The organism is Paenibacillus sp. FSL R7-277, assembly GCF_000517965.1.
GTDB lineage: Bacteria > Bacillota > Bacilli > Paenibacillales > Paenibacillaceae > Paenibacillus_AQ > Paenibacillus_AQ silagei.
Genome location: NZ_ASPX01000080.1, coordinates 1 through 23568, shown reverse-complemented (window position 1 = coordinate 23568; position 23568 = coordinate 1). Strand labels below are relative to the sequence as shown.

The window sequence follows — 23568 nt, the reverse complement described above, 5'->3', positions numbered from 1 at the left end:
GAAGCTGCAAGCAGCAGGAGGAGAGAGCCGTGGCGGACATTCTGATCATTGAGGATAATGCGGAGCTGGCGGAGGTGATGAAGGATTTTTTGCAGGTGGAAGGATATTCTGTATGTAGTATGGCCTCCGCGGAAGAGGGCTTGGCTTATTTGGAGACGAATGCCGTCAAGCTGCTGCTGCTCGATATTATGCTGCCGGGGCTGGACGGCTTCGCCGTATGCAGAATCGCCAGGGAGAAGTTCAATCTGCCGATTCTGATCATGAGCGCACGCCACGGGGATGAGAGCAAGATTATCGGGCTTGAGCTGGGTGCGGACGATTACCTGGAGAAGCCCTTCTCAGCTCCTCTGCTGACGGCGAAGGTCAAGGCGCACCTGCGGCGGAGCTATGAGATGAACGAGAACAAGCTGCTGCTGACGGATGGCGAACTTACAGTGAATCAGACCGCAAGAGTAGTATATAGAAGCGGGCAGCCGCTCGGGATGACAGCCAAAGAGTACGAGCTGTTGGTCTTGCTGATGAGCAACAAGGGCAAAGCACTTCGCAAGGAGTGGCTGTTCCAGCAGGTATGGGGGGCAGACAGCTTCAGTGAGCCGTCCACGTTGACCGTACATATGAACAAGCTGCGGGACAAAATCGAACATAACCCCAAAGATCCAAGGCGCATCGTTACCATCTGGGGAGTGGGATATAAATATGAGGGCATTTAACAGGCTGATGCTCTGGGCGTTACTTCTCGGGCTGACGTTCATAGCGGCTCTTAATGGATATGTATCCTCCAGGGAGACAGGGACGGCCGGGAAGGCTTACCGGATAGAGATCAACCGAATCTATGAGCAGGTGCAGCGAGGAATTCCTCCGGAGGAACTGCTGTCTGATCTGAACAGGTATACCTACGTGAACGGCTTAAGCTGGATCGGGAAGGAGGCGGGGCCGGATGAGGTTCAGCGCTTTTTTGCCGGTATCGGGGTGGAGGACAGCAATGAATTCATGGTCAAGCCCTTGTATGCGGATCAGCAAAGCGCAGGATACTTAAGGTTCTCTTACCGGATGCCCGGGCCGGATGTTCATGCGCTTCTGGTTCTGAATCTGTTCCTGCTGGCCGCACTTGGAGCCGTGATGGTGCTGCTGTTCTACATCCGTAAGCAGATTCTGCGGCCGTTCCATACTCTGCAGGAGTTACCTTATGAGTTATCCAGGGGGCAGCTGAGCATAGGTATGAAGGAGCACCGTAGCCGGTACTTCGGCCGGTTCGTGTGGGGGCTGGACCTGCTGCGGCAGACACTGGATGCCCAGAAAGAGACGAATCTCCGCCTGGAAAAGGACCGTCAGACGCTGATCGCGTCCCTCTCGCATGAGCTTAAAACCCCAGTCGCCACGATCAGGCTCTACGCCAGCGCCCTGGCGGACGGCCTCTATGACAGCGAAGTCAAGCGGCAATCGGCCGCCCGGCTGATTGGTCAGCAAGCAGAACAAATGGAGCAGCTGATCGGCGGGATCATCACCGCTTCCGTCTCTTCTCTGCAGAATATAGAGGTGGCCCCGGGAGAGTTCTATCTTAGCGGTCTGGTCGGCAAGGTCATCCGTAACCATAAGGAGCGGCTGGAGCTTCTGAAGGTGGAGCTCACGGCAGGTGCTTATCAGGACAAGCTGCTGCTTGGAGACGAAGAACGGCTGCATGAGGTGCTGAATAATCTCATTGAGAATGCCATTAAGTATGGAGACGGCAGGTCGATCTCTATTACCTTCCGCGAGGAGGATTACCGCCAGCTGATTGTGATCGAGAATTCGGGAGAGCCGCTGCTCCTGAGCGAGCTGCCCCATATCTTCACCAGCTTCTGGCGCGGGTCCAATGCGGACGGCAAGCCGGGCAATGGCCTCGGCCTCTTCATCTGCAAGCAGCTGCTGCAGAAAATGGGCGGCGATATCTTCGCGGAGCCGCTTGAGCGGGGTATGCGGTTTGTACTGGTGCTGCGGTATTAAGTAGAGGCTTGAATGGAGGAGATCGCAATGAATGAGCTTAATGAGCTTAATGGGCTGATGGAGCTGCAACCTGGGAATTATACTGCGGTTTATGATTTTTACGCCGGTAAAAAGCAGTACATTCCCGCCTTATCCGTCCTGCTGGAGAACTATCCCGGGCGGGTATTTGCTGATCATACGGAAGCACCAACACTGGCTGTGGTATGGGCTACGGGGAGATGGATGTATGCTGCCGGAGATATCAGTACTGAGATCAACCGGCTGAAGCTGATGGTTTTTTTGCAGACGGTAGTCGTACCTGATTGCCAGCAGAGGCAAGAGAAATGGTTCGAGATCTATACGGATGATAGTGATTCATGGACGGAACTATTGAAGCTGGAGATTGCCGGGCTGAGCGTAGACAGACATATGGAGTCGGTCTATGAGTTCAATATCGAACGATTTGTTCAGCTAAAAAACAGGCGTGCTGCTATCCCCTTAGAGGGAGATCTATCTGTCGCCTACAAAGAATTTCCTGTTCTTACCCTACCGGAGCATAATAGGTCTGCAAGAGATGACAGGTTCGTTGGGCTGACTGCCACGGGTGCTGTAGTGAAGATTAGGGATAAGGTAGTTTCCTTTTGCAAAAATAACGGCTTCAGCGTGAATAACAGGTACTTCATTGATGTAGATACTTATGCAGAATCGGAGCGCGGGAAGGGCTATGCTACGCTCGCCGCTGTATCGTTAATTAGTCACTATCTCGTTCAGGGAATGCTTCCCTTATGGGAAACAACGCATGAGAATATGGCTTCACATAAGCTGGCGCTGAGGCTTGGCTTCGAGCCGGTGGAGAGTTATCCGGTATTTGCTTTTGTCATGGAAGGATAATAACTATTAACGTAGAGGAGCGGTATTGATGAAGAGGTTAGCAATCCTTACAGTCGGTAAAACGCATAGCGGGAAGACCACATTTGCCAGAGAATTAGAGCGGTGCTTACCTGAATCGGTTGTCATTGACCGGGATGATCTGGCTGGATTCATCAATACCCGGTACGAAAGTCTGCTGCCCAAGCAGGGGGCGAATACGCTCAAGGATGCTCTGACCCGGACGTTAGTGGATTATGCCGTCCATGAATCGGAGAAGCACATCATCATGTGTAACAATTACTCCAATAGGGAAGGCCGACTGCGAATGCTGGATTGGTTTCACCAGAAGGGATTGGTTAGTGTGCTGGTATATTTCAATCTGCCCGATGAGCTGCTGTATTCGCGTATAGCGAGTAGTGAACGGAGCACAGCTATCCTTAGAAAATCAAAGAGCTTCGATGTAGTGCTGACCCGGCAAATCGCGGATTTACAGAAGGGGCACGCTGAGCCGTCAACGGAGAGGGAGTCGGAGTATCTGTTTGTAATCAACGACAGCGATGAAGTACCCGGCACGATTCAGAAGATCGTCCAGATCGCAGGCGGGAAGTCCATGTGAATGTTGTGTTCACCACAGTGATGGCCAAGCTTCGAGTGAAATCCGGCTGCCAACTGGACCTGACCGCCCAAACCCTTCATAATTAAGAAGAGTTGTGAACGGTTCCACACAAACTCATAAACGGAGGTTCATAGAATGAAATACCGCGAACTGGGAAACACGGGTCTGTCTGTCAGTGAGGTCAGCTTTGGCACTTGGGCGATTGGCGGGGACTGGGGGAATAGCAAGGATGAGGACGGGCTGAGAGGCTTGCAGGCGGCGATGGAGCAGGGCGTGAATTTCTTCGATACGGCAGATGTCTATGGCGGAGGCCATGCGGAGGAGCTGCTCGCCAAGGCGACCCGGGGCAAGCAGGATGAGATACATATTGCCACGAAGTTCTGCCGCGCCGGTGATATCCATGACCCGGAGAATTACTCCGCGCGCCGGATCAGCGAATACTGTGAGCAGAGTCTGCGGCGTCTGGAGCGGGAAGCGATTGATCTGTATCAGATCCATTGTCCGCCGATGGAGATTCTGCGTGATGGGAGTGTGTTCGCGGCGCTAGACCAGTTGAAGGCCGAGGGTAAAATCCGTCACTACGGCGTCAGCGTTGAGACTATCGAGGAGGGCTTGCTCTGCTTGGAGTATCCTGGCGTTGCGGCGCTGCAGGTGATCTTCAATCTGTTCCGCCAGCAGCCGGCACAGGAGCTATTGCCGCAGGCTGCTGCCAAGGGTGCAGGCATCCTGGTGCGCCTGCCGCTGGCCAGCGGTCTCTTGACCGGCAAATTCACGCCGTCCAGTACCTTCCAGGACAACGACCACCGCAAGTTCAACGCGAACGGGGAGCAGTTCAATGTGGGCGAAACCTTTGCCGGGCTGCCTTTTGTTAAAGGTGTAGAACTGGCGCAGAAGCTGGAGTGGATCACTGAAGGACGTGGCAATATGGCACAGGCCTCTATGCGCTGGATTCTGGACCATCCGGCCGTCAGCTGTGTGATTCCGGGCTTCAAGAATGAGTCTCAGGTGAACGATAATCTGGCCACTCTGGATGTACCCTCCTTCAGCCCAGGGGATATGGAGCGCTTGGCTGCCTTTTACCAGTCAGAGGTGGTTCCGCATATCCGTGGAGAGGTGTAGCGGTACTCTATGAATATAACTGTCGGACTGCTCGCCCATGTAGATGCCGGGAAGACGACCTTCGCCGAGCAGCTGCTCTACCATACCGAAGCCATCCGCAGCAGGGGGCGTGTGGACCATCAGGATACGTTCCTGGATACCCATGAGATTGAAAAAGCACGCGGGATCACCGTCTTCGCGGATCAGGCGGAGTTCACCTATAAGGATGCCCGCTATTTCCTGCTGGATACGCCGGGCCATGTCGATTTCTCCCCGGAGATGGAGCGTTGTCTGCAAGTGCTGGACTATGCAGTGGTGATTCTCAGCGCGGTGGAAGGTGTAGAGAGTCACACCGAAACGCTCTGGCAGCTGTTGCGCCAGCACCGGATTCCGACCCTGTTCTTCATTAACAAAACCGACCGTGCAGGCAGTGATCCTGAGCGGGTCCTGGAAGAGATCCGGCAGCTGCTTAGCGGCGATGCTTTGTTGTTGCCGGAGCAGCCGGAAGCTGCGTGGACCGAGGAGATGAAATCGTTCCTTGCCGAACGCGAGGAGACGCTGCTGGAACCCTATCTTGAAGGCACGCTGACGGACAGCGATTGCCGCAGTGCGCTGAGGTCTATGGTGAAGTGCGGAGAGATTTTTCCGTGTATGCAGGGCTCTGCGCTGCTGGACCAGGGCGTGGGTGAATTTCTGGAGGTTCTGGATGCGCTCACGTTCACGGAGTACGATTATACGCTGCCTTTTGCCGGGAGGGTCTACAAGATCCGCCACGATGCCAGAGGCACCCGCATCACCTACATCAAAGCCCTTCAAGGCGTGCTGAAGAACCGTGAGTTCTTGACGTATGGACCCGAACCAGAACAAACCTCCGAACGGATTACCGGAATCCGCAAGTACAACGGTACTGCTTATAGCGCTGCGGACTGGGCTGCCGCCGGGGAGCTGTTCGCCGTTGTCGGCCTAAGCTCTGTGCTGCCGGGTGCGGGAGTGGGTGCACTTCAGGACGCGCAGGGCAGCGGACTGATTCCCACCTTGAAATCCAAGGTGCTCTTCAAGCCGCCCGTGCACCTGAAGGAGCTGATGCATGCCTTCGGACAGCTCGGCGCGGAAGATCCGTCACTGAATGTAAGCTGGGATGAAGATCTTCAGGAGCTGCATATTCAAGTGATGGGCGGGATACAGCTTGAAATTCTTGAACAGATTGTGGCGGAGCGGTTTCAGCTTAAGATCTCTTTTGGCGCGCCGGAGATTCTCTATAAGGAGACTATTGCCGGTACGGTCTATGGCTGCGGGCATTTCGAGCCGTTGGGCCACTACGCCGAGGTTCATCTGATGCTTGAGGCCGGGGAACGCGGGAGCGGGATCACCTTCATTAACCGCTGCCACCCGGATGATCTGGCGGCAGGCTATCAGCATCAGATTGAGCAGCATCTGCTGGAGAGCGGCCATCACGGCCTATTGACCGGTTCCCCGCTGACGGATCTGAAGATCACCCTGCTTACGGGAAGGGCGCATAATAAGCATACGAGCGGCGGCGATTTCCGGGAAGCGGCTTACCGCGCGTTGCGCCAGGGGCTGGAGCAGGCAGAGAATCTGCTGCTGGAGCCGGTCTACGACCTGAAAATCCGGATAGATCCGGACGATGTGGGAAAGGTTATGAGTGATATCCAGCAGGCTGGAGGCCGCTTCAATCCCCCGGATATCACACCGTCCAAGGCCGTAATTACCGGCACAGTTCCGGCGGCAAGCTTCATGAATTACGGAGTGAGACTGGCAGCGATGACGCAGGGCAAGGGATCGATGTCGCTCAGAGTAGCCGGATATGAGCCCTGCCATCAGACCAAGACGGTGGTGGAGCAGCGGAATTATAATAAAAATGCAGATCCGGCCTACTCCTCGGCGTCTATTTTTTGTGCCAAGGGGGAGGGATATGCTGTACCCTGGGAAGAGGCCGGACAGCATATGCATATTCAAGCAGCAAGCAGGATCGGGTACACGGTTCTTAAGAGAGCAATACCGTTTCATTGTGAAGTAGAAGGAAAGGTGCAGATTGACAATGACTAATGTAATAGATAAGGTAGCCTGGATTTACGTCGTAGACGGCAAGGTGCTGGGCGCGCGATCCAAAGGTAAAGACACTTATTATTTTCCCGGCGGCAAGCGGGAGCCCGGCGAGAGTGATGCAGAGACTCTGATCCGTGAGGTTGAGGAGGAGCTGTCCGTTCAGATCCTGCCGGAGACGATTGCAGAGTTCGGAAGCTTCGAGGCTCCGGCCCATGGCAAAGCGGAAGGCGTGCTCGTGCGGATGACCTGCCTTACCGCAGATTTCACAGGCGAGCTTGCCCCGGCTTCGGAGATTGAAGAGCTGGCCTGGTTAACCTATAAGGACATCGACCGGGTATCGGCGGTCAGCGTCATCATCATGGACAAGCTGCGGGAGATGAGCCTCATCTCCTGAATATAGAAGAGAGAGTAAGCCCGTTTTGAGCCGGAACCCGGCCTGAAACGGGCTTGTTGTCTCTTTAACAGGGCGATGCAGGCGGCGAGGCGAGTACACTTTTACCAAATAGGACATATGTCCTTCCACAATCCGGCGAACTGGCTTTTAATAAGTACAGAGAAGCAAAAAGAGGAGAGAGACAGATGAAAGGAATACTATTCGCATTTTTGGCCGGAGCCTGCATTACACTTCAGGGGGTAGCCAATGCCAGAATCAGTCAGGATATCGGCACATGGCAGGCGGCAACCATTACCCAGCTTACCGGATTCATTATGGCGTTAGCGATAGCGCTGGTGGTACGGGACGGCAAAAAGCACGGCTTCCGTAAGGTACATCCGCTATACATCAGCGGCGGCGGTCTGGCCGCCTTCGTGATTTTCAGCGAGGTGACTGCGATTCAGAACATCGGGGTTACGCTGACGATCTCGGCGCTGCTGATTGCCCAGCTCTGCCTGACGTTTATCATTGACATCCGGGGCTGGTTCGGAGTCGTCCGGCAGAAGATGAAGCTGCCGCAGTTTATCGGCATCGGGATGATGATTCTCGGGGTAGTTGTACTGAAGTTCTAAACGAAGGGGGCAAAAGATATGTTAACAGGTTTAGTACTTGCACTGATCGCGGGGGCGCTGGTCAGTTTACAGAATATTTTCAACGCCAAGGTTAATGAGCACACAGGCTCCTGGTCAACAACTACACTGGTGCTGGGTATGGGCTTCGCCGCCTCGCTCGTCATGGGGCTGATTATGGAAGGGAAAAATATGTTCACGCTGCAGCACATGCAGCCCTGGTACTGGTTAAGCGGAATGATCGGCGTGGGGGTCGTGATCTGCCTGGTCCAGGCCACCAGAATCCTTGGCGCCACCTATGCCATCTCGATTGTACTAACTGCCCAGCTCGGCTTCGCCTTGCTCTGGGATTCACTGGGCTGGCTGGGCCTGGCAAAGGTTCCGTTCTCGTTCAACCAGCTGATCGGCGTGCTTATTATCGTAGGCGGGATATTGGTGTTCAAGCTGGGTGGCAAAAGTGATGCCAGAGAGCCCGCCGGGAACTCAGATTCCGGCAAGCCGCAGGGAGCGCTGCATACGGATTAACGGAAGCATTTGCATTAACGGAAGTATTTGCATTAACGGAAGAGAGTGTGCCCCGCAGGAATGCGGATGGCACGCTTTTTTGGGATGTGTGTGGAAAACCGAATACAATGGGGAGCTGCTACTGGTGCGCGAACCGGATACTAGCCAAGGGGGTGAATCAGGTGCAATATTGCACCTGATTACACCGAATACCCTTACACACTCCACGCTCACCCCTGCCCGAGTGAAGCGACCCTTCTGCCCGCCAGTGTGTGCTGCCAGCGCTGGTAAGTCTCCCAAGCCCGCCCGTTATCCAGCAGAGGCTTGCAGGTATAGACGCCTTCCTCAATAGAATTCACACGCCCGGCGGCATGCAGTCTCGCAGCGGCGTTCAGCAGCGTCTGGTTGTAGTAGGCCATGTGCCCGCCGCCTTGCAGGACCTCTTCTGCTATATGGAGCTGCCGCAGAGCCGTCCACTCCTGCTCCTCAGGCAGTGTCACCTCCAGGCCAAGCGAGTCGGGGTCGATGATATCCAGCTCCGCCGCACCGTCCTGAATCCGGTATACGCGGTTCGGCCGGTCAATGTACAGATCCTCCGAGCCTTCCACACCCTGCACCACCAGTCCCCGCTGATAGCCGAGCTTCACAATGAGCCGGGAGATCCGGTCGAATACCGTATTATGGAATATCCCGAATACAATAAACGGCGAGCAGGAATAGTCGATCAGCTTCTCAGCCGTATTAAAAATCGTCCGCATCCCAATATCCTCACGGAGTCCGCGAAGCTCCCCCAGCGGCGGGCACCACTGCTCCGACTTCACGAACAGAACCCCGCTGGCTTCAGCGGCATGAACCGCGTCACTGCGGCTCAGTCCGTCTATATCCACTCCACCGGCCCGGATAATATCCTGTAGCGTAATGCCCCATTTGGGCGGCAAGCCCGCTGAACCATGCAGGGTAACCGGCAGACCTGCGGCTGACAGCAGAAAGGCCGTGGGGAAGGTAGCGATGAAGGAATGCACTCTCCCGTCATACGGACCGGCGCAGTCGATTCCCTGGTGAACAGGCTCACGGAAGGCGTATTTACGACAGACTGCCACAAAAGCCTCCAGCTCCTCCAGGCTCTCCAGCTTCATGCGCTCTGCGATCAGGAACGCGCCGATCTGGACCGGTGAAGCAGCCCGGGTGAGTATGGCTTCCGCCGCATATTCGGCTTCTCCGTAGCTTAAATCCTTCGCACCGCGTTTGCCGCGGGCAACTTCCTTGAGAATATTAATCATAGGGCGTTCTCCTTAAGTTTGATCCTGCAGCATCTGGTAGACCTTGACTATGGAGGTAGCTACATCCACGATCCGTTTGCGTTCATTCATCGCCTGCTTGCGCAGCAGGTCATAGGCTTCCGATTCGCTGATATTCTTGGCCTTGGACAGAATGCCCTTGGCCATATCGATCCATTTGCGTTCTTCGATCCGGGAGAGAAGCTGCTCCCGTTCCTTCAGCCATTGCTTACGCTCGAAGCATTGCCTGGCACTGAAATGCAGCATCCAGTGAATCTCCGGCGGCTTCATGGCAGGGGACAGAATGCCGTCCACCATAATATCGTCGCCGCAGGCAGAGACGGAGAGGTTAGCGGTATGCGGGGTACACCACCAGATTACCGGCGCGATCCTTTGCCGCACCAGCAGGGTTCTCCAGTGGCTGATATCCGTCACCGGAAGATTGAGGATGAAGGCGTCGGCATCGCCGATGAACGGAGCGGCCTGCTCCGGTGACGCTGCGGTTCCAACTACATAGCCGCAAGAGCTTAAGATGTGATCAGGCCCATCAGAGGAGCGCGCTTCTGCGGAATTCTCTGTTCCGGCAGGTTCAATAACCAGCAGGGAATGCATGGGGGACGACGCTCCTTTTGCCTAAGAATAGAGACATCTTGTATGATTGCTGACAACCCAATTTAGAAAATAGATTATGTTATATTATATAACACGAATTCAGCGTTATTGTCGATAAATTAAATTAATTAAATTTTATATGTCATAATTATTGACGTATCGTAGACGGCTGTAGTATAGTCGTTTTAACAAATTCAACAATTCACGAATACAACGATGTATTCGGCTGAAGCGGCAATGGCGCCTGCTCTCACTTATATCGCTTACGGGAAATGTATCTTTTCCGGGCGGGGTGAAGCGGGCTATTTCTGTTGTGCACCTGGAGAGGAGAGAGATACAGATGACAGTGAAGCGTAAAAAACTGATATTAGTCGGCAATGGGATGGCGGGGGTCAGAGCCATTGAGCATCTGCTCAAATTGGCGCCGGAGGCGTACGAGATTACGATTTTTGGTACAGAGCCTTATCCCAATTATAACCGCATCATGCTGTCTTCTGTTCTGGCAGGCGGGGCAAGTCTGGATGAAATCGTCATTAATGATCTCGCGTGGTACCAGAGCTTCAACATCAAGCTATATACCGGACACACAGTGACTTCTATTGATACTGCTGCACGTACAGTCTATACGGATAAAGGAGTTACCACCGCGTATGACGAGCTGATTCTGGCGACTGGCTCCAATCCCTTCATGCTGCCGATTCCCGGAACGGAGAAGGAGGGCGTCATTGCCTTCCGTGACATCAAGGATACTCAAATCATGCAGGACGTCTCACAAAAATACAGCAAGGCGCTTGTTATCGGCGGCGGTCTGCTTGGATTGGAGGCGGCCAGAGGGCTGCTGCATCTGGGGATGGACGTCTCGGTGGTTCACATCCACGAATATATTATGGAGCGTCAATTAGACGAGGCGGCATCCCGGATGCTGCGGGGAGAGCTGGAGGCTCAGGGCATGAAGTTCCTGCTGAAGAAGCAGTCGGAAGCCATTCTCGGCAAAAAGAGAGTCAAAGGCCTGCTGTTCGCAGACGGCGAGATGGCGGAGGCCGATCTGATCGTGATGGCGGTCGGCATTAAGCCGAATGTTATACTTGCCCGCAGCAGCGGGATTGAGGTGAACCGGGGCATCGTGGTGAACGATTATATGGAGACCAGCCTCCCCGGCATCTACGCCGTCGGGGAATGTGCAGAGCATCGCGGCATTGCCTACGGCCTGGTAGCGCCGCTATATGAGCAAGGCGCTGTGCTGGCCAAAAGACTGGCAGGCGCTCCCACTGAGGGCTATGCCGGTTCAGTCACCTCAACCAAGCTGAAGGTATCTGGTGTAGATGTCTTCTCAGCGGGACAATACAACGAGCAGCCCGGAACAAAAGCGCTCCGGTTCCAAGATGAGACGGAGGGGATCTACAAGAAGCTGGTCATCAGCGAGGATAAGCTGATCGGCGCTGTCCTGTTCGGCGATACGAATGACGGCGCGCAGCTCTTCTCGATGATCAAGAAGGGCGAGAATATCAAGGGACGCGAGAAAGAACTGTTGCTCGGCATTCCGGCTGATGCGCTGGCTTCGTCGAAGGGCAACCGGCTGGAAGGGATGCCTGATGACGAGATCATCTGCGGCTGCAACGGAGTAACGAAGGGAACCATTGCCGAAGCGATTACCGCCGGCGGCTGTACCAGTGTCGGACAGATCAAAGCCTGCACCAAAGCATCCGCCTCCTGCGGCGGCTGCAAGCCATTGGTAGAGGGACTGCTCCAGCTCTACGCCGGAGAGGCGGCCGTTACAGTCAAGGAGGGAATCTGTGGCTGCACTACGCTCGGGCGGGATGAGATTGTCGCTGAGATCAAGCGGATGAAGCTGACCACGGTGAAGGAAGTCATGCATGTCTTGTCCTGGAGCAATGAGGAAGGCTGCCCGAAATGCCGACCTTCGCTGAATTATTACCTGGGTATGCTCTGGCCGGAGGAATACGTGGATGAGAATGAATCCAGATATACGAATGAGCGCTACCATGCCAATATCCAGAAGGACGGAACTTATTCTGTGGTGCCGAGAATCTACGGCGGGGTTACTTCTCCTGCGGAGCTGATCAAGATAGCAGAGGTCGCGGTGAAATACGATGTGCCGCTGGTCAAATTCACCGGCGGGCAGCGTCTGGATCTGCTGGGTGTGAAGAAGGAGGATCTGCCGAAGATGTGGGAGGAGCTGGATATGCCTTCCGGCCATGCCTACGGCAAGACGCTGCGCACTGTGAAGACCTGCGTAGGCTCCACCTTCTGCCGGTTCGGGACCCAGGATGCGCTGGGGATGGGAATTCGGCTGGAGAAGGCTTTTGAACGGCTGAATGCTCCGGGGAAGGTGAAGCTGGCTGTATCCGGGTGTCCGCGCAACTGTGCGGAAGCGACAATCAAGGACTTCGGTGTGGTCGCGATTGACGGCGGCTGGGAGCTGCATGTCGGCGGCAACGGCGGCGTTCATGTCCGGGCAACCGATCTGCTCTGCGTGGTGAAGACAGATGATGAGGTCCTGGAATGGGCAAGCGCGTTCCTGCAGTATTACCGCGAGCAAGCCGGATGGAACGAACGGACCGCACAGTGGATCGAGCGCGTGGGACTGGACAGCATCAAGCAGGCGCTGGAATCCCCGGAGGAACGGGCGGCGCTGGTGGAGAGAATTCAGAAGACGCTCAGCCTGACTACAGACCCATGGAAGCAGATTGTGAATACACCGGAGCTGCGCAAAAATTTCGAACCGATCTCTTTGCCAGAGACGGTATAAGGAGGCCCCCAGGATGACAATGACAAAACTGCTGATTGGCAACCTGAATGATGTGGATCTGAAAGGATCACGGACAATACGGATAGATGACCTGGAGATTGCCTTGTTCCGGCTAAGCAGCGGAGAGGTGCTGGCGGTGGAGAACCGTTGTCCGCACAAGGGCGGCTTGCTCTCGGAGGGCATGGTCTGTGGCTCCAAGGTGCACTGCCCGCTCCATGACTGGCGGATCGAGCTGCATACAGGCGAGGTGCAGGCCCCCGATACAGGACATGTGACCACCTATGAGGTGGAAGTCGATCACGCCACAGGCAGCTTGTACTTAACGATCTGATTCATTCATACATGGACACGTATAAAGGGGGATTCATAATGGACTATGTCAAACCAGGCGAAGTGCTGGGCTCCATGATTGAAGCGGGAAAAACCAAAGCAGAACTGGGCATCATGCAGCTCATTGTCCGCGGCAGTCTCGGCGGTGCCATTCTGGCATGCGCCACCACACTGGCCTTCACCGCAGCGGCACAGACCAAGATCCCTATGGCGGGCGCGATTCTTTTTCCGGTAGGCTTCGTAATGATTATTCTCCTCGGACTGGAGCTGGTTACCGGAAGCTTCGCCTTGATTCCGCTGGCCGTGCTGGAGAAGCAGACCACCATCGGGCGCATGCTGGGGAATTATTTCTGGGTCATTCTTGGACATTTGATCGGGTGTGCCATCTATGCCGCATTATACGGGCTGACGATTACGAAGATGGGGACCGATCTGTCGAATCCCATGGTGCAGACGCTGATTACGGCAAGTGAAGGGAAGACGATTGCTTATCAGAGCCTGGGGGCAGAGGGGCTGGCGCTGGCCTTCATCAAGGCGATGCTCTGCAACTGGATGGTTACGCTGGGTGCAGTGATGGCGATGACCTCGAAATCCACCTCCGGCAAAATCCTCGCCATGTGGCTCCCCATCCTGACCTTCTTCGGACAGGGCTTCGAGCACACGGTTGTCAATTTCTTTGTCATTCCGGCGGGGATGATGCTTGGAGCGAATGTGACTATGGCGGACTGGTGGATCTGGAACGGCATTCCGGTGCTGCTCGGCAATTTCGCGGGGGGTCTGCTATTCACGGGCCTGCTATTCTATTTATCGCAAAAAGGCAGCAGGTCGCAAAAAGGCAGCAAACCCGGAGCAACTGCGGCAGCAGAGCTTCCGGGACGCGGAGAGGCGGGGCTCGCGGGCACACCTGCCCTGGAGAAAAGCGTATGAAGCAGGGCAGCATATCTATTGTAGGCGCAGGTCCGGGTGATCCCGAGCTGATTACATTGAAGGCGCTGCGGCGCATTCAATGTGCCGATGTCATTCTGTATGACCGGCTGGTGAATGAGGAGCTGTTGGATTATGCCAGGAGCGATGCCGTGCGCATCTACTGCGGCAAAGCGCCGGGCCTGCATTCGATGCCGCAGGAGACGACAGAGCGCCTGATGATCCGCCATGCCGCAGCCGGAAGCCACGTGGTCCGGCTGAAGGGCGGCGACCCGTTCGTGTTCGGCAGAGGCGGGGAAGAAGCGTTGTCCGCAGCTGCAGCCGGTATTCCCTATGAGGTGATTCCGGGAATCACCTCGGCGGTGGGCGCAGCCGCTTCTGCCGGCATTCCACTGACTCACCGCTGTGTGGCGGCCTCCTTCGCCATCGTGACCGGCAGCCGCTGCCAGACCCAAGATTCGCCGCTGCGCTGGGATGCACTGGCCCATGGTGTGGATACGCTTGTGATCTATATGGGCGTAAGCAAGCTGGGGGAGATCTGCCAGGAGCTGCTGGCTCACGGCAAAGACTCGCAGACCCCGGTTGCATTAATTGAGAACGGTACAACGGTGCGCGAACGGATCGTGACCGGCACGCTTGGCAATATCGACAAGGTCGCCGCCGCGATGAAGATTAGCAATCCGGCCATGATCATTATCGGTGAGGTGGTCCAGGTCAGAGCGGAGCTGCTGAATCTGGAGGAAGCCGTACGTTCGCAGATCGGGTGAAGCAGAATAGGGCAGGCGCCCACATCTCCGGGCAGTGAGCCGGGTTATGGCAGCGCCTGTTTCTGTGTTATATTCAGGAGGGAGATTATATCGATGATGTGGCATGCTGCGCTGAAAGTCATATTTTCACATTCACAGTGACTGCTGTCACACGGGTCTGCGCAGATTAGGGACTATACTTGTCGCCTACAGATACAGCATAACGGACAGGTTGTCCTGAAGGGAGAGATTACAGATGCAGATTGAGCTTAATGCAATGACCCGCGAACGGCTGGAGCAGAGTCTGGCCGGGAAGCCCGGGCAATTCAAAATGTTCTACGATACGGAGGACTGCGGCTGTAATGGCGTGCTAGTGATCCGGGTAGTTAGCGAGCCTTCGCCGACAGATATTGTGTTTCAGACCGAGCCCTTTACCTTCCTGTGTGACCGCCAGCAGGAATTGCTGTTCGATGACGTTATGCGCCTCGAAGCAGAGGCCGGGTATCCGGCCTACAAGCTGACAAGTAATTCCACCTTATTCGGGAGCAATATCAGGGTGCAGGATGCACGGAGCTGAAGCAATAAAGGTAGTTTAAGAAAAGAGGCCATCTTCCCGTAGCATGCGGGGGATGGCCTTTGCTAATAAGCCGTCCATCCGCCGTCTGCGGTAATGACTGCCCCATTCACAAAGCCTGCTTCCTCTGAAGCCAGGAACAGAGCGAGCTGTGCGATTTCTGCGGGCTGGCCCATCCGTGGATTAAGCGCCATGCCCGGCTGTGTACGTTCCATGCCAAAAGGATTGATATGGGTCATGGTTGAACCAATATTGGTCTCCACACCGCCCGGCGCAATCGCATTGCAGCGGATTCCCTTGGCAGCATACATGAATCCGGTATTCTTCGTAAAGCCGATAACTGCATGCTTTGAGGCTGTATAAGCCGCCCCGGCACGGGCACCGAACAGACCGCCTACCGAGGCAACGTTAATGATAACACCCTGTTGTTTTTCCAGGAAAATAGGCAGTACCTTGCGCGTAGCACGCATCACCGAAGTTGTATTGACAGCGAGAACACGCTCCCAGCTCTCATCCTCAATATCACCCGCCGGTTCAAAGTTATCCATGATCCCCGCATTATTCACCAGAATATCTACTGTGCCGTAGGTGTTGACTGTACTGTCGATCAGATTCTGAATATCAGACTCATTTGCAACATTGGCTTGTACCGCTAGGGCTTCCCCACCGCCAGCTTTAATGTCACCGGCCACCGTCTCCGCAGCCTCCAAATGAATATCCGCCACTACGACCTTGGCCCCTTCCTTCGCATACAGGACGGCAATCGCCTTCCCCATCCCGGATGCCGCCCCGGTTACTACAGCTACTTTGTTGTGAAGTCTCATATATGTACCTCCGTGTATAGTTATCTTTCTCTGGTCTAGTATCTTTTGCTTCATAGTGTTTTATGCGCCTGGTTGACGCTGTCCTTCGCGAAGGATTAACATATGGGCTATACAACAGGGAAGAGGATGGAGCCTATGATTACGGCCGGACTAGATATCGGAACCACATCCATCTCCGGGCTGCTCTACGATCTGGAGAAACGTACGATTCTGCATAGCCTTACGGAAGCACAAGCGAGCCTGCCCTTCAGCCTGAATCAGGAATGGGAGCGGCTGCAGGACCCGGAATTGATTGTGAAGCATGTGGAATATATACTTGACCGTCTGCTGGCGCAGCAGCCGGAAGTAGCAGGAATTGGCCTAACCGGGCAGATGCATGGGATTGTCTATTTGGATACAAACGGGAGAGCAATAGGTCCGCTGTATACCTGGCAGGATGGACGGGCGGGACAGCTCACCGGAGGGACGGGCAGCCCTACCTATGCGCAGCAGCTCAGCAATAATACCGGGTACACTGTAGCTCCCGGCTATGGACTCGCGACCCATTACTATAATGTGTGCCGACAGCTTGTCCCTGAGCATGCAGTCGGCTTCTGCACGATTGCGGACTATATTGCGATGAGGCTGGCGAACAGTGATGTGCCGCGGATCGATGCAACGCAGGCGGCGGGGATCGGGGGCTTCAGTCAGGGGACAGGGGATTTCGATAGAACCGCGATTCATTTAGCCGGGATCGACCCTTCGTTTTTGCCACAGGTCGTCCCCTCCGGGACGGCAATCGGTAGCACATCACAAGGCATTTCCATATACACTTCGCTCGGGGATAATCAGGCCAGCTTCCTGGGCAGTGTGCCCCAGCCCGGAGAATCTCTGCTGCTGAACATTGGCACAGGGAGCCAGCTTTCGGCCTGGTTGCCAGACTGCGCCAAAGCTCCTTCCGCGATGGAGGTACGACCGTTCCCTGGCGGCGGGGTGCTGATGGTTGGCGCAGCTCTGAGCGGCGGCAAGTCTTATGCCCTACTGGAGGGATTCTTCCGGCAGTTGATTACCGCATACACCGGAGAAGCGCCGACAGATGTCTATTCCCTGATGTCCAGGCTGCTCAGTGAAGAGATTCCGGGAAGCGGCAGCACAGGGCTTACGGTGAACACACAGTTCCTGGGGACAAGGACAGACCCGGAGAAGCGCGGCAGTGTGGAGGGAATCACGCTGGAGAATTTTACTCCCAGCGGGCTGGCCCATGCTTTTTTGCAAGGGATGGTAGATGAACTGCACGGCTTCCTGGCAGATCTGGAACAGCAGGGCGCGGGCACATTTAGCCGTCTTATAGGCTCAGGTAATGCGCTGCGGGCGAATCCGGTGTTGTGCGCCAAGGCCGAAGCGGCCTTCGGGCTACCGCTTGAGCTTGGTGAACATGCTGAGGAAGCGGCGGTGGGAGCGGCGCTCTGTGCCGCTGTCGGCGGCGGGGAAATCGCAAGCTTCAGAGAAGCAGGGGCTTATCTTAGAGCAGAACCTAGTTGAGTTAACGGGAAGGGGGCTGTCTCAAAAGTGATTTTCTATGAGCGGCGATAGCCCTTTGCAGAAATCTCCCGAAACCCCGGTTGTTCTTCAGTTCTCGCTTAAACAGCAGAGCGGGCAGAACGATTGTGTACAAGCGAAGCGTTCGCCTTTGAGTCCGGATTTTCACCGCTAAGGGGGATGAAAAAAAATCTGGACACAACAGCGATGGGAACAACGTTCTGTTTGCGGAGCGTCCACCCAAGTGCTAACGTAGATTCTTCCCATTCTCCCCACCTTCCCTGACACCGTCTGTCAGGGGAGTTTTACTATAATAGGCTATATCAAATAGTGATGGGAGAGTTGCAATTATGCACAACAGACAAGCTTATCTATATGTATTCAATACGATGTCAGACTGGGAATACGGGTATTTAGCCGCATAACTGAACACAGGCCGAATTCTTTTCCAGCTAATGGGCTCGTTAGATCAGGGATAAACAGGAAATATTGTAACATCTATCATTGACAAAAAATATTTTATATGCTATAATTTACATATTAATAGTTTGTGTATATAATAAGGTTCTCCTGGCCAGGGGAATCTTATTTTTGCATGGAGGAACCATCAATGAAGCAGAACAAGTCCAGCATGACTGCCTTAGTGGCCGCTTTTGGCCGAGCTTATCACAGTCAATATGACAATCCCAAGATATTCAATGATGATGTGGCGCCGAAGCTGATTTCACCGCAGGAGTTCGCGGATATCCGCAGGAATATGGTGCAGGGAATTGCATTCTTCAGTCCCGAGATCGCGGAGAGGTACCCGGATGATCCTGAAGCCATCTTGAGATGGATTGTCCAGGTCCAGTTATCGCCCACACCGTTGGCACGTGCTGCCTACTGTGAGGCTATTGTGCTGCATGAGGTGAGTCTCGGGCTGAAGCAGTATGTGATTCTTGGGGCGGGGCTGGACAGCTTTGCCTACCGTTATCCTACGCTTATGGAGCGGCTCACGATTTTTGAAGTCGATGCTCCTGCTACTCAGGCATCCAAGCAGCAGAGGCTTAAGGACGCACAGCTTGAGGTTCCGGGCAATCTTCATCTCGTCCCCATCGACTTCACGGGCGAATTCTCGTATTCCAGTCTGCTTAATCGGGGATTCGATCCCGAAGCTAAGACATTGTTCAGCCTGCTGGGGGTATCCTACTACCTTACCAAGGAGGAGAATGCCCGCCTGATTAAGGAGCTGCTCGCAAAAGTTCCCTCAGGTAGCTCTATCGTTCTGGATTATGCAGATGAGTATTTAATGGAAGAGCAGGGCGTGTCCGGCCGGGTGGCTAAAATGGTGCAAATGGCTGCTGCCAGCGGCGAGCCCATGCAATCCTGGTTCAGCTATTCGGAGATAGAAGATCTGCTTGCCGGGGCCGGGCTGCTGGTCTACGAGCACCTGTCTCCGGTTGAGATCAACGAGAGGTTTTTCAGCGGCCGGAGTGATGCTCTAAGCGCTTTTGAGACGATCCATTATGTTCATGCGGTTAAGCGGTAGCTTCCTCTCCATAAATAAAAGCCTCCACCTCCGCTACCGCGACATTCCGGTCGGGATGGGAATTGTCGATCTGCGCCACCTGTGCAGGCGGGAGCGGCCAGGCTACGGTACGGGGGCCTAGAGAAGCGCTGAAGTTCTCCCAATGGGCGAACTTCCAGGTGTCGAGCGCGGAATGCCTGCCTTCAAGCCGTTCACGGAACATGGCTGCATCCGCAAGTCCTACCAGGACTACCTTGACCTCGACTTCCTCCAGTGTGCGCCCGATGCGCGCCAGTTCGCGGCCGATCCACTCCGGATCGGCCGCTTCTTTGGTAAAGGGACCCACCACGTAGATATCGCTGGACAGACCGATATTATCCAGCGCTGCATCCATAGTAATGCGATAGCCGAGGTCGCGGCATAGTCTTTTATACTCATCAGAATCCCTGTCGTCAGGGTCAAGGCCATGCATAGTCATGATCGCGGTTGCTGCCGGACGCAGCAGAATGTCCATATCGAACACTGCCGCCGGACGCCGGGCTGCAACAGCCTTTGCTAGTGTGGTTTTGCCCGCCCCTCCGGGTCCGAGGAAAAATACCAGCTTGTTCATCTGTCTCACTCCTTAAACTCCCATAGTTACGCTGCCCAGAAAAGCTAGGTTAGTCATATAGTTTAGTAGCATGTGAGCTGTCACGCGAATTTTAGTATAGCAGGAAGGGGCGTAGGCGGAAAGTCTATGAATAATCTCCCGGATGTGTGTGGTATGACAATACCATTGAGCGATATACGCTAAAAATAAGATCTTAACTTTACTATTTATTCCAAAGAAATAGTTTCAATATATTACATAATATGCTATGTTATTATCTGTAAGATAGTTCCTACAATAAAATAAAAAGGATCTGATAATTTGTCTAAGCTAACGGTAATTTTGTGTGCAAGCCTCTTATTAACCTCAGCTCTTGGGGGTGTTTCTGCTAGTGCTTCTGCTAGTGAATCAATTGTTGATACAAATTTATTACAACTTTCATCTCCAGATATCACTTATCCTGCTCTCAACCAAACCAATTCATTTTTGTCAGAAAACGACCAAACAAGATTGATTAACTTTGGGTTTACAAAGGAAGAAATTGATAGTTTCACACTAGAACAGTACACAACGTTTAATGAAAAAGTTGGGAAGGATACAACCGGAGAAGTTATTGACACGGATACTACGTATTACAAAATTACAAATCATCAGGTAACTGAAGTGACTGAACAGGAATTAAATGAAGGAGTCGCAGCAACAAATGCATTAAATAAATTAAAAGACAGCCTGTTTCTTACTGCAGCTAGTGACAATACTGCTGAAACCAATTGGATGGTTATGACGCTAAGCACTACTAAATTATCAACTGGAACATATAATCTTAAAAATTCTTTTAGATGGAAAACATTTCCTACCTACAAATTAACTGACGTTGTTGGTATAACTATTAATCCGAATCTAACTTATGTTAATAATTCTGAATATGGGAGTTACCAAACTACTTCAGCTGATTTCTCTCATGTCATTGATACCTACGCTTTACATGCCACAAAAAAGGATGTACCAGGTTTAGGATTTCCCGTTGACTTAAGAGCCTATAGTTCAAATGGTGCTGGCACTGGCGAACATAGCGGCTATGTAGCCTTCCAGGTTCAAAGAAATAATAGCAGTGCATTATCAACAAATGCTTATGGTCACTACGCACATTTATACAATACTATTAATTACAGTATTAATTTAACAAACCAAGCTATGTCCATTAGTGGCTCCACCCAGACAGATTACATGAATGATACATCACTTAGCTGGACTTTTTAATAAAAAATTCAGTAAAGACCTCTTGGCACAATGCAAGAGGTCTTTTATTTTAGTAAAGTAATAATGAAGGAAAGGGTAGCTTGTTAACCTTTAATAATCAGTTTCAAATATTTTTTTGTTTTCAATACTTAAGAAAGTGATTTTTAGTTGAGCGGTAGGATTCCATATTCTATTATCCTTGATGATTAGATATTTCTCTCCTCCGTATTGATACTCTCTAGTTTTGCCATCTATGAGTACTGTATAAGTCTTAGCATCTCTCAAGACTTGTAAATTATTTATAATGAGTCCTATTGAGCCCTTTTCTAAACCGCCGATGACAATCCCTTCTTTAATTAATCCGGTTGATTTAACATAATCAGAGGAGTTTCGATAAATATAAACATAAGGTGAGCTAAAAATATAATACTCGTTGTTATCTAATTTCTGTATTGACACATGATCGAGGTTCTTACTGTTAATAAATTGATCAATTTCTTGTTGGGTGATAGCTCCTCTATCGTTACATCCAACTAACAGTAATAATAAACAAAAAAAGATTAGGTTTCTCCATTTAAATTTCATGTATCCTCCAACTATTTTATTGAAAAAAATGTAATGTATTTACTCTTAAAGTATAGACACACAAATTGGATTTTACAAGGTCACCTACTATTACTACTCTGAGCAGTACTTATCATTGTGACAGCAATCAGCAGCAAATGATATGATAGGTTCACTATACATCGAAGCAGGAAACGAAGCAGATAGAGAGTAAAAGGAGGACTACCATATGATTACCATCCGTCCCATTGAGCGCAGGGATAATGCAGCCATTGAGGGGATTATCCGGGAATGCCTGATTGAATTCGGCGGCAACCGCGAAGGCTTGGCTTGGGCAGATGATAGCCTGCATGACTTATATACCTATTATAATAGCGCGGCAAACCGGGCTTACTGGATTATTGAAATGGATGGGCAGGTGCTGGGCGGCTGCGGGATTGCGGCTTTTGACGAAGCACAGCAGATCTGTGAATTGCAGAAAATGTACCTGTCCGCAGCCATCCGCGGTCAAGGCGTTGCAGCAAAGCTGCTGGATACGGCGCTTGCCTTCGCTAAGCAGCATTACCGCAAGTGTTACCTGGAGACGCTGCTGACGATGCAGGCTGCTGGCCGGTTCTATGTCAAGCACGGGTTCAGCCCGCTGGATGGCCCGCTCGCCTGTTCCGAGCATTATGCGTGTGATGCTTGGTATATTCGAGAGTTAAATATCTGATTGCTGTGGAAATATGGACACTATGAAGAATTCACTTCTATAAACTTAATGGAAAATAAATCCGATAATAAAGGGATATGTATATCATTTATGGGTATATTTTGAATCCTAATATTGTACATTGGAATCCATTCTGGAGAAGGAAGCAGGGATCATAGTGTCTTCCACGAAGCTAGTATTTAACGAAGATGAAGTCAGGCGCCTGCAGTCGAAGATTGGCCAGGTGAGTCAGGACACCAACCGGTTATATCTTCAATTGAAGGGCCAGTCCAGTAGCTGGGGCGGCATTCCCATGGGCGACCATCTGGTCAGGGCCCAGGTCATGATTAATGAATTAACCGTAGAAGCGGAGAAATTAGAGGATATCATCCGGGTGGCCCTAAGAGGCGTATCGGAGCTGCAGGAAGAGAATAAGCGGCAGGCGGACAAGCTGACAGGTCAATTTAATCTGTTGCTCGCGGCCTTCGGCAGCTTGGGGCTGCAACCAGCCGCCGGACGGGTCTCCATTCCTGAATTTGTGCAGCGAAGTGCGACGAATCTCATCACTTCGATTGCTGCTCTATCAGGAAAAGATGAACTCAGCAGGGACCCGGTGGTGCAGCAGCTTAGGAATGTTATTCAGACCTCCGGTCTGCTGAGCGTAGAGAGTATAGCTGCGCAAAGTAAGCTGAACGATATCTTCGCGGCGCGCAATGAGATCGCCAAGGCACAGACGGCTTTCAGGGTGTATCAGGCGTTTGGAAATCAGGCGCAGATGGAGGCTGTCCACGCGCAGGCCGAAGAAGCCCGGCAGAAGCTGGCTTCTCTAGGCGTAGCCAAGATCTACTATGAATCCGGCAAGGATATAAGCGCCCATTATAAGCAACCAGCGGTTACCGCATGTGAGTATGATCCGTCAATTACGGCGGAGAAGGTCCCCTTACTACATAACGAAGAATATTTACTGCTTTTGCGGCTGGCCATGGAGAAGACCGCCGCCGGAGCGTATGCGCGGAGTCAGCTTGCGGCGAAGCGGCAGGAAATTCAGATCGCAGCGGCTCTGAAGCAGGTTCAAGAGCAGATCGAAGCAGAGCGGCGGTTGAACGGCCCGCCGCTCACGCTGCCGGACGGCACGCCAATTACCGCAGACAACAAGGAAAATGAGACTACGTGGGACTTTTATCAGGCGAAAGTCTATGTGCCGAATGAATATCTCACCCCGATGTACACCAGTTATCTGGGGTGGCTGGATAACACGTACGGCCTCACGAAATGGGAGAGCAA

23 protein-coding genes and 2 pseudogenes are annotated in these 23568 nt (G+C 52.9%); 20 read left to right on the top strand and 5 right to left on the bottom strand.

Annotation, left to right across the window (positions count from 1 at the left end):
- Positions 1-29: 29 nt before the first annotated feature.
- The 9 genes from C173_RS22160 (at position 30) to C173_RS22120 (ending at position 8140) form a co-directional block, all read left to right on the top strand.
- A complete protein-coding gene (locus C173_RS22160; RefSeq protein WP_036728619.1) occupies positions 30-710 on the top strand; it encodes a response regulator transcription factor in 681 nt (226 codons plus the stop codon).
- Entirely contained in the window at positions 697-1983 is a 1287-nt protein-coding gene (locus tag C173_RS22155; protein ID WP_051478287.1) for a sensor histidine kinase, read from the top strand. The genes C173_RS22160 and C173_RS22155 overlap by 14 nt, the downstream gene beginning before the upstream one ends.
- A gap of 27 nt (positions 1984-2010) precedes the next feature.
- Positions 2011-2853 carry a GNAT family N-acetyltransferase gene (locus C173_RS22150; protein ID WP_036728618.1) on the top strand — a complete coding sequence of 281 codons (843 nt, stop codon included), beginning with the start codon at positions 2011-2013 and terminating at the stop codon, positions 2851-2853.
- Positions 2854-2881: 28 nt separating this feature from the next.
- Positions 2882-3448, top strand: a complete 567-nt coding sequence (locus C173_RS22145) for an AAA family ATPase (protein WP_036728615.1) — start codon at positions 2882-2884, stop codon at positions 3446-3448.
- 135 nt (positions 3449-3583) lie between these two features.
- On the top strand, positions 3584-4567 hold the full coding sequence (locus tag C173_RS22140; protein WP_036728613.1) for an aldo/keto reductase: 984 nt from the start codon (positions 3584-3586) through the stop codon (positions 4565-4567).
- Positions 4568-4576: 9 nt separating this feature from the next.
- Positions 4577-6613 carry an elongation factor G gene (locus C173_RS22135; RefSeq protein ID WP_081751289.1) on the top strand — a complete coding sequence of 679 codons (2037 nt, stop codon included), beginning with the start codon at positions 4577-4579 and terminating at the stop codon, positions 6611-6613.
- Positions 6606-7007: an NUDIX hydrolase gene (locus C173_RS22130; RefSeq protein ID WP_036728610.1), complete on the top strand. Its 402-nt coding sequence runs from the start codon at positions 6606-6608 to the stop codon at positions 7005-7007. The genes C173_RS22135 and C173_RS22130 overlap by 8 nt, the downstream gene beginning before the upstream one ends.
- A 185-nt stretch (positions 7008-7192) precedes the next feature.
- Positions 7193-7618, top strand: coding sequence for a DMT family transporter (locus C173_RS22125; protein WP_036728608.1), 426 nt, complete (start codon positions 7193-7195; stop codon positions 7616-7618).
- An 18-nt stretch (positions 7619-7636) separates the two neighbouring features.
- Positions 7637-8140: a DMT family transporter gene (locus C173_RS22120; RefSeq protein WP_036728605.1), complete on the top strand. Its 504-nt coding sequence runs from the start codon at positions 7637-7639 to the stop codon at positions 8138-8140.
- Between the two features lie 209 nt (positions 8141-8349).
- Here C173_RS22120 and C173_RS22115 read toward each other — a convergent pair whose 3' ends face one another.
- Both C173_RS22115 and C173_RS22110 read right to left on the bottom strand, forming a co-directional pair.
- On the bottom strand, positions 8350-9399 hold the full coding sequence (locus C173_RS22115) for an anthranilate phosphoribosyltransferase (protein ID WP_036728603.1): 1050 nt from the start codon (positions 9397-9399) through the stop codon (positions 8350-8352).
- A 12-nt stretch (positions 9400-9411) separates the two neighbouring features.
- Positions 9412-10008, bottom strand: coding sequence for an ANTAR domain-containing response regulator (locus tag C173_RS22110; protein WP_036728600.1), 597 nt, complete (start codon positions 10006-10008; stop codon positions 9412-9414).
- Positions 10009-10348: 340 nt separating this feature from the next.
- Here C173_RS22110 and nirB point away from each other — a divergent pair, with 340 nt between their 5' ends.
- From nirB to C173_RS22085, 5 genes are all read left to right on the top strand, one after another.
- Positions 10349-12778 (top strand): nitrite reductase large subunit NirB, encoded by a 2430-nt coding sequence (nirB, locus tag C173_RS22105; protein ID WP_036728597.1) that lies wholly within the window; start codon positions 10349-10351, stop codon positions 12776-12778.
- A 19-nt stretch (positions 12779-12797) separates the two neighbouring features.
- On the top strand, positions 12798-13109 hold the full coding sequence (gene nirD, locus C173_RS22100) for a nitrite reductase small subunit NirD (protein WP_036730002.1): 312 nt from the start codon (positions 12798-12800) through the stop codon (positions 13107-13109).
- A gap of 38 nt (positions 13110-13147) precedes the next feature.
- Positions 13148-14035 carry a formate/nitrite transporter family protein gene (locus C173_RS22095; RefSeq protein ID WP_036728595.1) on the top strand — a complete coding sequence of 296 codons (888 nt, stop codon included), beginning with the start codon at positions 13148-13150 and terminating at the stop codon, positions 14033-14035.
- Positions 14032-14799, top strand: a complete 768-nt coding sequence (gene cobA / locus C173_RS22090; protein ID WP_036728592.1) for a uroporphyrinogen-III C-methyltransferase — start codon at positions 14032-14034, stop codon at positions 14797-14799. Before C173_RS22095 ends, cobA begins: the two co-directional genes overlap by 4 nt.
- Positions 14800-15034: 235 nt before the next feature.
- Positions 15035-15355 carry an iron-sulfur cluster biosynthesis family protein gene (locus tag C173_RS22085; RefSeq protein ID WP_036728590.1) on the top strand — a complete coding sequence of 107 codons (321 nt, stop codon included), beginning with the start codon at positions 15035-15037 and terminating at the stop codon, positions 15353-15355.
- Between the two features lie 62 nt (positions 15356-15417).
- Here C173_RS22085 and C173_RS22080 read toward each other — a convergent pair whose 3' ends face one another.
- Complete coding sequence (locus C173_RS22080) at positions 15418-16176, bottom strand: SDR family oxidoreductase (RefSeq protein WP_036728587.1); 759 nt, start codon at positions 16174-16176, stop codon at positions 15418-15420.
- A 126-nt stretch (positions 16177-16302) separates the two neighbouring features.
- On the opposite strand from C173_RS22080, the gene C173_RS22075 reads away from it, so the two are divergent.
- The 3 genes and pseudogenes from C173_RS22075 (at position 16303) to C173_RS22070 (ending at position 19222) form a co-directional block, all read left to right on the top strand.
- On the top strand, positions 16303-17697 hold the full coding sequence (locus C173_RS22075) for a sedoheptulokinase (RefSeq protein ID WP_235191982.1): 1395 nt from the start codon (positions 16303-16305) through the stop codon (positions 17695-17697).
- 347 nt (positions 17698-18044) lie between these two features.
- A pseudogene (locus C173_RS35075) lies at positions 18045-18116 on the top strand (glutamine amidotransferase); the annotation flags it as partial.
- A gap of 188 nt (positions 18117-18304) precedes the next feature.
- Positions 18305-19222, top strand: a complete 918-nt coding sequence (locus tag C173_RS22070; RefSeq protein ID WP_036728585.1) for a class I SAM-dependent methyltransferase — start codon at positions 18305-18307, stop codon at positions 19220-19222.
- Here the strand turns inward: C173_RS22070 and C173_RS22065 are convergent.
- Positions 19212-19811 carry an AAA family ATPase gene (locus C173_RS22065; protein ID WP_036728582.1) on the bottom strand — a complete coding sequence of 200 codons (600 nt, stop codon included), beginning with the start codon at positions 19809-19811 and terminating at the stop codon, positions 19212-19214. The genes C173_RS22070 and C173_RS22065 overlap by 11 nt on opposite strands.
- Before the next feature lie 300 nt (positions 19812-20111).
- On the opposite strand from C173_RS22065, the gene C173_RS34310 reads away from it, so the two are divergent.
- Positions 20112-21050, top strand: coding sequence for a hypothetical protein (locus tag C173_RS34310; protein WP_155991611.1), 939 nt, complete (start codon positions 20112-20114; stop codon positions 21048-21050).
- Between the two features lie 90 nt (positions 21051-21140).
- Here the strand turns inward: C173_RS34310 and C173_RS22060 are convergent, their stop codons facing one another.
- Positions 21141-21614, bottom strand: a complete 474-nt coding sequence (locus C173_RS22060; protein WP_036728581.1) for a hypothetical protein — start codon at positions 21612-21614, stop codon at positions 21141-21143.
- Between the two features lie 208 nt (positions 21615-21822).
- Between C173_RS22060 and C173_RS22055 the strand changes: the two genes are divergently transcribed.
- Together C173_RS22055 and C173_RS22050 are read left to right on the top strand one after the other, a co-directional pair.
- Complete coding sequence (locus tag C173_RS22055) at positions 21823-22305, top strand: GNAT family N-acetyltransferase (RefSeq protein WP_235191981.1); 483 nt, start codon at positions 21823-21825, stop codon at positions 22303-22305.
- A gap of 121 nt (positions 22306-22426) precedes the next feature.
- Positions 22427-23568: pseudogene (locus tag C173_RS22050) on the top strand (hypothetical protein); the annotation flags it as partial.

Coding starts and splice junctions, on each gene's coding strand:
- C173_RS22155 (WP_051478287.1), top strand. CDS start 697: ATGAGGGCATTTAACAGGCTGATGCTCTGGGCGTTACTTCTCGGGCTG.
- C173_RS22150 (WP_036728618.1), top strand. CDS start 2,011: ATGAATGAGCTTAATGAGCTTAATGGGCTGATGGAGCTGCAACCTGGG.
- C173_RS22145 (WP_036728615.1), top strand. CDS start 2,882: ATGAAGAGGTTAGCAATCCTTACAGTCGGTAAAACGCATAGCGGGAAG.
- C173_RS22140 (WP_036728613.1), top strand. CDS start 3,584: ATGAAATACCGCGAACTGGGAAACACGGGTCTGTCTGTCAGTGAGGTC.
- C173_RS22135 (WP_081751289.1), top strand. CDS start 4,577: ATGAATATAACTGTCGGACTGCTCGCCCATGTAGATGCCGGGAAGACG.
- C173_RS22130 (WP_036728610.1), top strand. CDS start 6,606: ATGACTAATGTAATAGATAAGGTAGCCTGGATTTACGTCGTAGACGGC.
- C173_RS22125 (WP_036728608.1), top strand. CDS start 7,193: ATGAAAGGAATACTATTCGCATTTTTGGCCGGAGCCTGCATTACACTT.
- C173_RS22120 (WP_036728605.1), top strand. CDS start 7,637: ATGTTAACAGGTTTAGTACTTGCACTGATCGCGGGGGCGCTGGTCAGT.
- C173_RS22115 (WP_036728603.1), bottom strand. CDS start 9,399: ATGATTAATATTCTCAAGGAAGTTGCCCGCGGCAAACGCGGTGCGAAG.
- C173_RS22110 (WP_036728600.1), bottom strand. CDS start 10,008: ATGCATTCCCTGCTGGTTATTGAACCTGCCGGAACAGAGAATTCCGCA.
- nirB (WP_036728597.1), top strand. CDS start 10,349: ATGACAGTGAAGCGTAAAAAACTGATATTAGTCGGCAATGGGATGGCG.
- nirD (WP_036730002.1), top strand. CDS start 12,798: ATGACAAAACTGCTGATTGGCAACCTGAATGATGTGGATCTGAAAGGA.
- C173_RS22095 (WP_036728595.1), top strand. CDS start 13,148: ATGGACTATGTCAAACCAGGCGAAGTGCTGGGCTCCATGATTGAAGCG.
- cobA (WP_036728592.1), top strand. CDS start 14,032: ATGAAGCAGGGCAGCATATCTATTGTAGGCGCAGGTCCGGGTGATCCC.
- C173_RS22085 (WP_036728590.1), top strand. CDS start 15,035: ATGCAGATTGAGCTTAATGCAATGACCCGCGAACGGCTGGAGCAGAGT.
- C173_RS22080 (WP_036728587.1), bottom strand. CDS start 16,176: ATGAGACTTCACAACAAAGTAGCTGTAGTAACCGGGGCGGCATCCGGG.
- C173_RS22075 (WP_235191982.1), top strand. CDS start 16,303: ATGGAGCCTATGATTACGGCCGGACTAGATATCGGAACCACATCCATC.
- C173_RS22070 (WP_036728585.1), top strand. CDS start 18,305: ATGAAGCAGAACAAGTCCAGCATGACTGCCTTAGTGGCCGCTTTTGGC.
- C173_RS22065 (WP_036728582.1), bottom strand. CDS start 19,811: ATGAACAAGCTGGTATTTTTCCTCGGACCCGGAGGGGCGGGCAAAACC.
- C173_RS22060 (WP_036728581.1), bottom strand. CDS start 21,614: ATGAAATTTAAATGGAGAAACCTAATCTTTTTTTGTTTATTATTACTG.
- C173_RS22055 (WP_235191981.1), top strand. CDS start 21,823: ATGATTACCATCCGTCCCATTGAGCGCAGGGATAATGCAGCCATTGAG.